The sequence below is a fragment of the Rhodococcus sp. 852002-51564_SCH6189132-a genome, from assembly GCF_001665495.1.
In the GTDB taxonomy this organism is placed as follows: domain Bacteria; phylum Actinomycetota; class Actinomycetes; order Mycobacteriales; family Mycobacteriaceae; genus Rhodococcus; species Rhodococcus pyridinivorans.
This window is the reverse complement of record NZ_LZMJ01000068.1, coordinates 1-7,460: the sequence shown is the minus strand read 5'-3', so window position 1 is coordinate 7,460 and position 7,460 is coordinate 1. Positions and strand designations below refer to the sequence as shown.

Annotated in this window: 7 protein-coding genes; 3 read left to right on the top strand and 4 right to left on the bottom strand. The window is 69.3% G+C overall.

Annotated elements, in window-relative coordinates; genetic code table 11:
- Positions 1-285: 285 nt before the first annotated feature.
- A complete protein-coding gene (locus A5767_RS16550) occupies positions 286-2,400 on the bottom strand; it encodes an MMPL family transporter (RefSeq protein WP_197483264.1) in 2,115 nt (704 codons plus the stop codon).
- Positions 2,401-2,692: 292 nt separating this feature from the next.
- Between A5767_RS16550 and A5767_RS16540 the strand changes: the two genes are divergently transcribed.
- Positions 2,693-3,469 (top strand): putative protein N(5)-glutamine methyltransferase, encoded by a 777-nt coding sequence (locus A5767_RS16540; RefSeq protein WP_064061453.1) that lies wholly within the window; start codon positions 2,693-2,695, stop codon positions 3,467-3,469.
- A 22-nt stretch (positions 3,470-3,491) separates the two neighbouring features.
- Here the strand turns inward: A5767_RS16540 and A5767_RS16535 are convergent, their stop codons facing one another.
- The 3 genes from A5767_RS16535 to A5767_RS16525 form a co-directional block, all read right to left on the bottom strand.
- Entirely contained in the window at positions 3,492-4,310 is an 819-nt protein-coding gene (locus tag A5767_RS16535; protein ID WP_039584149.1) for an anti-sigma factor, read from the bottom strand.
- Positions 4,303-4,875 carry a sigma-70 family RNA polymerase sigma factor gene (locus A5767_RS16530; protein WP_024102602.1) on the bottom strand — a complete coding sequence of 191 codons (573 nt, stop codon included), beginning with the start codon at positions 4,873-4,875 and terminating at the stop codon, positions 4,303-4,305. The genes A5767_RS16535 and A5767_RS16530 overlap by 8 nt, the downstream gene beginning before the upstream one ends.
- 77 nt (positions 4,876-4,952) lie before the next feature.
- Complete coding sequence (locus A5767_RS16525; RefSeq protein WP_006553346.1) at positions 4,953-5,576, bottom strand: DUF1365 family protein; 624 nt, start codon at positions 5,574-5,576, stop codon at positions 4,953-4,955.
- 482 nt (positions 5,577-6,058) lie between these two features.
- Here A5767_RS16525 and A5767_RS16515 point away from each other — a divergent pair, with 482 nt between their 5' ends.
- On the top strand, positions 6,059-6,730 hold the full coding sequence (locus tag A5767_RS16515; protein ID WP_064061457.1) for a fasciclin domain-containing protein: 672 nt from the start codon (positions 6,059-6,061) through the stop codon (positions 6,728-6,730).
- 30 nt (positions 6,731-6,760) lie between these two features.
- Positions 6,761-7,351 (top strand): lipocalin family protein, encoded by a 591-nt coding sequence (locus A5767_RS16510; RefSeq protein WP_064852725.1) that lies wholly within the window; start codon positions 6,761-6,763, stop codon positions 7,349-7,351.
- The last annotated feature ends 109 nt before the right edge of the window (positions 7,352-7,460 follow it).

The window sequence follows — 7,460 nt, the reverse complement described above, 5'->3', positions numbered from 1 at the left end:
CCGAAAGGGGACCCACATCCGTCAGTGCTGCTGCCGACGCGATGACCTGGCCCAGTGCCGTCCCGGCCCGTTCGAGGGCCCCGGCGGCGACGCCGACCCCGGCCTCGGCGTGCGGCGCCACCGCGCCACCCAACCGGGGGGCCCCGCCCGGCCCCCGGCCCCCCCCCCCCCCCCCCCGCCCCGGGGCGCGCCCCCCCCCCACCGGGGCCCCCCCCCCCCGCCCCGGTCCCGCGGCCGCTCTCATCCGCTCATGCGCCTGTCAGTAGCACTGCGCGCTCAGCGCGCTCATGAGCGCGGCGCTCCCGCGGTCGCGACGTCCTCGGTGGCGTCCGGCTCGGACGGTTCGGCCCGCGCCAGCTTGCTCGGCCACCAGATCTTCTTGCCGATGTCGATCGTCAGGGCCGGCACCACCAGCGACCGCACGAGCAGCGCGTCGAGCAGGACACCGAAGGCGACGATGAACGCCAGCTGAGCCAGGAACAGCAGTGGGATCACCGCCAGCGCCGAGAACGTGGCCGCGAGCACCACGCCGGCGGACGTGATGACACCACCGGTGACGGTCAGCGCCCGCAGGGTGCCCGCACGGGTACCGACCTTCTTCGTCTCCTCGCGGACGCGGGTCATGAGGAAGATGTTGTAGTCGATACCCAGAGCCACGAGGAAGACGAACCCGAACAGAGGCACCACCGGGTCGGCGCCCGGGAAACCGAACAGGTGGTTGAACACGAGCGATGAGATACCGAGGGTCGCCGCGAACGAGACGATCACGGTGAGCATCAGCAGGATCGGTGCGACGACCGCCCGCAGCAACGCGATGAGCACCAGCAGCACCACGAGCGTCACAACCGGGATGATGACGGTGCGGTCGCGGGTCGCGGTGTCCTTCGTGTCGAGGTCGACGGCCGTGGGTCCGCCGACGAGTGCCTCGGCCCCGGGCACGGCGTGCACCGCCTCGCGGATGCGTTCGACGGTCTCCTCGGCGGCGAGGGAGTCGGCGGGATCCGAGAGCGTCGCCTGCACCGCGACCAGTCCGTCGACCACGCGCGGCGCGCCGTCGGGGCCGGGGACGGGCTGGACGGTCGTCACGCCCTCGACGCCCTCGGTGGCGCCGACGACACCCTCGAGCGCGCCTTCGCGGGCGACGACGATGCTGGGCGAACCGGTGCCGGCGTCGAAGTGCTCACCGAGCACCTCCTGGCCGGACTTCGAATCGGTTTGCAGGAGGAACAGATCCGAGGACGCGACACCGCTCGCCTTGAACTGCGGTGCCAGCAGGGCGAAGGCGACGAGCACGAGGCTGCACACGATCCAGATGGGACGCGGCTTCGACCCGACGAAGTCGGCCACCCGGCCCCACACCTTGTGGGAATTCTGCATGTCGTCGGCGTCGGCGTTCGGGTCGTAGACCGGGCGGGTGGGCCAGAACGCGACGTGGCCGAGCAGCACGAGCACTGCGGGCAGGAAGGTGAGCGACGCGAGGAACGACGTCGCGATGCCGATGGCGGCCACCGGGCCGAGACCGCGGTTGGAGTTCAGGTCCGACAGCAGTAGGCACAGCACACCGAGGATGACGGTGCCGGCCGACGCCGCGATCGGCTCGATCGAGCCGCGGAGCGCGCTGCGCATCGCGGCGTACTTGTCCTGCTGCAGTCGCAGTTCCTCGCGGTACCGGGAGACCAGCAGCAGCGCGTAGTCGGTGGCGGCGCCGAACACGAGGATGAACATGATGCCCTGGCTCTGGCCGTTGAGCGCGATCGCTCCGGCGTCGGCGAGCACATAGATCAGCAGGCTCGCGAGGGCGAGTGCGAACAGCGCCGAGATGATGACGACGAACGGCAGGATCGGGCTGCGGTAGACCACCACGAGGATGACGAGGACGACACCGCCCGCGACGAGCAGGAGCAGTCCGTCGATGCCGCCGAAGGCCGACGACAGGTCGGCGGCCTGCCCGGCGGGGCCGGTGACGTAGACGGTCAGGCCGTCCGGTGCGCCTTCGAGGGCCGTCCGGAGTTCCTCGACGGCCTCCTGGACCTCCCCGGAGGCGTCGAGCGGCACGATCATCTGCGCCGCTGCGCCGTCCTCCGACGGGATCGGCGGTGGTCCGGCCGATTCGGTGGCGAGGAAGGCGAGGTCCTCGTCGGTGATCCCACCGTCGCGTTCGGCGACGACGATCGCGGGGATGAACTCGCTCTCGTTGAACTGCGCGTACAGCTCGTCCGCGCGGGTGGATTCGGCCGATGCCGGGAGGAAGGTGCTCGCGTCGTTGGAGGCGACCTCGCTGAGCTTGCCTGCGAACGGGCCGCCGCCACCGGCGGCCACGAGCCACGCGATGAGCAACAGGGCGGGTAGCAACCACCGCCATCGGCCGGTTCTACGTGGGGGCGCGGTAGCAGTGCTCAAGATTCCTCCTGGCGTGAACGGATATGTCGACCCACGCGGGGGCGTGGACGCCTACCGGCGTGTGATCGAACTCGAGCGCGACGACGCGACCGGTGGCGGCTCTCCGGTCGCGGTCTCGGACCCGGCGACCCTGCGCAGGCTCCTGCACGAGATCGTTCGTTCCCACAGCGCTCCTCGTGACAGCCCGCGGAATACCCATGATCGGGAGATTCCACCCCTTCACGGGGTGTGAGCCGGCCCCCGCCCCGGGAAACGGAGAGATTCGCCGGATGAGCGCGCGGTAGGGTTCCGCATGGTCTCCGCCCACCGGACCCACGCCGACGTTGTCTCCGCACTGCGAGCGGCCGGGTGCGTGTTTGCCGAGGAGGAGGCGCAGCTGCTCGTCGAAGCCGCTCCCACACCCTCGGATCTGGAGCGGCTCATCGCGCGGCGGGTCGGCGGAGAACCCCTCGAACACGTACTGGGACAGGTCTTCTTCCACGGCAGGCGCATCGCGGTGCGAGAGGGGGTGTTCGTCTCCCGTCGCCGCACCGAGTACCTGGTGGACTGCGCGATCGAACTCGCGCGGCCCGGCGCCGTGATCGTCGACATGTGCTGCGGGTGCGGTGCCGTCGGTGCCACGCTCGCCACCGCCGTCGAGGCCTGCGAGGTCTACGCGGCCGACATCGATCCCGTCGCCACCGCGTGTGCCCGCCTGAACCTGCCGCCCCACCGGGTGTTCGTCGGCGATCTGTTCGACGCCCTGCCGGGCACGCTGCGCGGTCGCGTCGACGTGCTCGTCGCCAACGCGCCCTACGTGCCGTCGGGGGCGATCGCGTCGATGCCGCGGGAGGCGCGCTGCAGCGAGCCGCGACATGCACTGGACGGCGGACCCGACGGACTGGACGTCCACCGTCGGCTCGTCGCCGACGCGGGTCGGTGGCTCACCGACGGTGGGTCGCTGCTCGTCGAGTCGGCCGCGTCGCAGGCACCCGTCGTGCGCGACCTCATGACCCGGGCCGGACTCGACGCCGACACGCGGGGTTTCGAGGAGGCCGACGCGACCGTCGTCATCGGCACCCGTCGATGACGTGCTCGCTGCCGCGAACATGTCAGTCGAGCGGCAGCTGAGCGAAGAGCGCGGTCGGCTGGGTCGACCCGCCCGTCGGTTCCACGCTGAAGGCGAGCGCGGTGGCACCCGAGATGTCCTCGAGCACCGCGGTCGTCGACGGCGCGACGTCGTCGGGTGTCATCGTGCCTGCGGGCTCCATTCCCTCGGGCCCGACCAGCCACATCTGGTAGACGCTGCCCTCGGCCGGCGGGGCGACGTTGTTCATCACCAGCACGCCGGCGTCCTCCTCCTTGGAGAACACCACGGTCGCGGTGCCGCCACCGTCGAGCTCGCCCGACGAGGTCCGTACGTCCTCGGCGGCGAAGACCCGCTCGCTCGTGCCCGGCTCGGACGTGTTCTGCCATTGACCGGCCACCACGACGCCGCCGATCGCGACGATCACGGCCGCTGCCGCGGCGAGCAGGAAGTTCCGCCGTCGGGCCTGGCGGCGCTCGTCGAGGGAGACGGGCGGGGGAGGGTGATCGTCCTCCGCCCGAGGTGCCTCGGTCGCCTCCGGGTCACCGGGTCGTTCCGTGTGCGTCTTCTCGGCGGGCGTCTTCGCGGTGAGTTCGGCGTGGACCAGATCGAGAAGTCGCACCCGGAGTTCGGGCGGCGGCTCGGTCGCGGTACCGGCCGACATCGCTGCGAGGGTCTCGCGGACCTCGCGGACCTCGACGCCGAACCGTTCGGCCGCCTCCGGGTCTGCTTCCGCGAGTCGCTCGGCAAGCTCTCGACGTTCGTCGGGCGTGACGGCATCCAATGCGAAGACGGGTGCCATGTCGAGCAGATCGTGCGAGGAATCGTTCGCCTCGTCAGCCATCCACAGTCACCCCCAGACAATTCTTCAGTCGTTTCAGGCCGTCCCGGATGCGCGACTTGACCGTCGGCAACGGGGACGAAAGTTCTTCTGCCACTTCGGTATACGTAAAGCCTCTGTAGTAGGCGAGCTCGACCGAGCGTCGCTGCAGTTCGGTGAGCGAACCCAGACACTCGTTCACCCGGCGGCGATCGTCGCGCTGCGCTACCTCCTCGCTCACCGAGTCGAAGGCCGCGTCGACGTTCGTCGAACCGTACTGCGACTCGCGGTCGGCTCCGGACTGTTCGCTGCGGACCCGGTCGACGGCACGCCGATGGGCGAGCGTGATGATCCACGACAGAGCGGAACCCTGACGCGGGTCGTACTTGTCGGCCGACCTCCATACCTGGAGGTAGACCTCCTGGGTGGTCTCCTCGCTGTAACCGGGATCCCGCAGGACCCGCAGCACCATGCCGAAGACTCGGGAACGCGTCGCGTCGTACAGTTCGGCGAACGCCGTAGGGTCTTGCCGGGCCACCCGCCCGAGCAGTTCGCCGAGGGTATCGGTATGGCCTCCGACGCCGGTCATCGGCTCAGTCCGCTCATCGAGGGAAAGCCTAGCCTGGACATTCCCTCCACTCAAGGCAACCGTGTCGACCACGAGCGTCACCCCATCCACATCCGAGCACGTAGAACAGTCGTGAGATCGGCCGGCAGCCGTTCGCCGCTGACGGTCGCGGTGAACACCGGGACGCCGGGTCGCCGCAGGGCGACCGAGACCGCGAACGTATCGCCGGCCCGGGTGATGATGTCGATCTCGTCCGAGCGCAGCGTGTAACAGTGCCGTCCGTTCCGGCGCGAATGGATCTCCGCGACCACGCAGGCCAGGGAACCGCTCGGATCGTGACACCAGAACAGGTTCAGCGGATCCGATCCGAGACCGAGGCGCCGGATGTTCAGCAGCGCAGTGATGCGCCCGACCGGAACCCGCACCCCGTCGGCCACGAGCTGATCCTCGACCCGCCCGCGGAAGGTGTCCGAATCGCTCGCGACGAAGTGGTCCCACGGCTCGAACCGCATCAGCGTGCGCAACCACCAGGACGAAGGCATCGATTCGTCGACATCCATGACCCAGCTGAAGCCGCGGTACTCGAGCGAGGGGCGCTCGGCCGAGCCCTGCGCGTGGCGGACGAAGGTCCGGTAGATCGCCGGCACGACCGCCTCCCGGCCACCCGGGAACTCGACGTCGTCGCCGATCATCGCGACTGCGCGGGGAAGGTCAGGATGCATGGTCGTCTCCGGGGCACGGGGTCGGTTTCCCCGACAGTGTGCACGTGAGGAAATCGGCTGTGGTGTCGGCCCACCAGCGCGGGTCGGTGAGGAGGAAGTGCCCGGCTCCGGGCAGGGGATGCCAGCGCGTGTTCACGCCCCGGTCTCCCGCCGCCGTCGTCCGGCTCTGCGCCATCCGCGGATCGGTCCGGGTGTCCTCCGACGCATGTGCAACTGCGACAGATGCCACGGACGCAGCGGTGTGGTGCCGACCGGACGCCCACCGGGCAACACGAATACGTGAGCCGGTCGGAGATCCTCGACGTCGTCCATGACCTGCATTCGGAGCCGACCGCAATACGGATGGGTCGAACACCGGATACCGATCCGAGAAAAAATCTCTCGATCCGACCCATCCGGGCCGACCCGAGGTTCGAATGACCGGTGACACACCTGATCGACGTGGCCGTTTCCGGCCACGGCCTACGAAGGGAACCACAGTCATGAACATCACTGCGCGCAAGAGCCTGGCCGTCGTCGGAATCGGTGCGATGTCCCTGCTGGGTGTCGCGGCGTGTTCGGATGATTCGGGCACGGACACCACCGACACCACCACGATGGAGACCACCCAGGAGACAATGCAGGAAACCACTACGGCTGCAACCGGTACCGCAGCCCCCGCTGCCGGCCCCGTCGGACCGGGCTGCGCCGATTATGTCGCCGCGAATCCTACCGGCCCGTCGTCCGTCGAGGAACTCGCGAACCAGCCTGTCGCCGAGGCCGCCGGAAACGTGCCGATCCTGACCACTCTCACGCAGGCCCTGTCCGGCCAGCTCAACCCCGACGTCAACCTGGTCGAGACGCTCAACGATGGCGAGTTCACCGTCTTCGCGCCGGTCGACGACGCGTTCGCCGCCCTGCCGCCGGAGACCGTCCAGACGCTGCAGACGGATTCGGCTCTACTGACCGACATCCTCACCTACCACGTGGTTCCCGGTGAGCTGACCCCGGCCGATATCGCCGGCACGCAGACCACCGTCCAGGGCGGCACCGTCGAGGTCGCCGGCGAGGGTGAGATGTGGACCGTCAACGACGCCAACGTGATCTGCGGTGGCATCGAGACCGAGAACGCCACCGTGTACCTGATCGACGGCGTTCTCATGCCCCAGCAGTAACCGATACCGGACGACGGAAAGGTAGAAGGCATGCGTAGATCCCGACACGGCGTTCGGGGGCTTGCGGCGGCGTTCATCGCCGCCGCAGGCGCGCTCCTGTTCGCCACGCCCGCCGCCGCAGCGCCGCTCACTCCGGTTCCCGAGCTCGACGTGAACCGGTATGTGGGGCAGTGGTATCAGCTCGCCGCCAATCCGGCTCCCTACAACATCGACTGCGCTCGCGACACGACGGCGTTCTACACGCTGCTCGACGAACGCAACGTGCGCGTGGAGAACTCGTGCACCACGTTCACCGGCGATCGTCGCGGGATCATCGGGAACGCCCGCGTGAACGACACTGCCGCACTGCATGTGTCTTTTCCGGGGGTACCCTTCCAGGATTCGCTCGACGGACCGAGCAACTACATCGTCACGTACCTCGCGGACGATTACTCGTGGGCAGTCGTCGGTGACCCGACACGCATCTCCGGATTCGTGCTGTCGCGTTCGCCCGTCGTCGGCGACGACGCGTGGCGCGAGATCCGGAACGTCGTCGAGGCGAGCGGGTACAACTCGTGCCTGATGCTCACCTCGCCCACCACCGAGGGACTGCAGGACATCAAACCGCTCTGCGCCGTGTAACTCTCGGTCGATCGTGGTGGGGGGGGGGGGGGGGGGGGCGGGCGGCCCCCCCCCCCCCCCCCCACCACCCCCCCACCACCCACCCCTCACGCCCACAACCACAACAGCA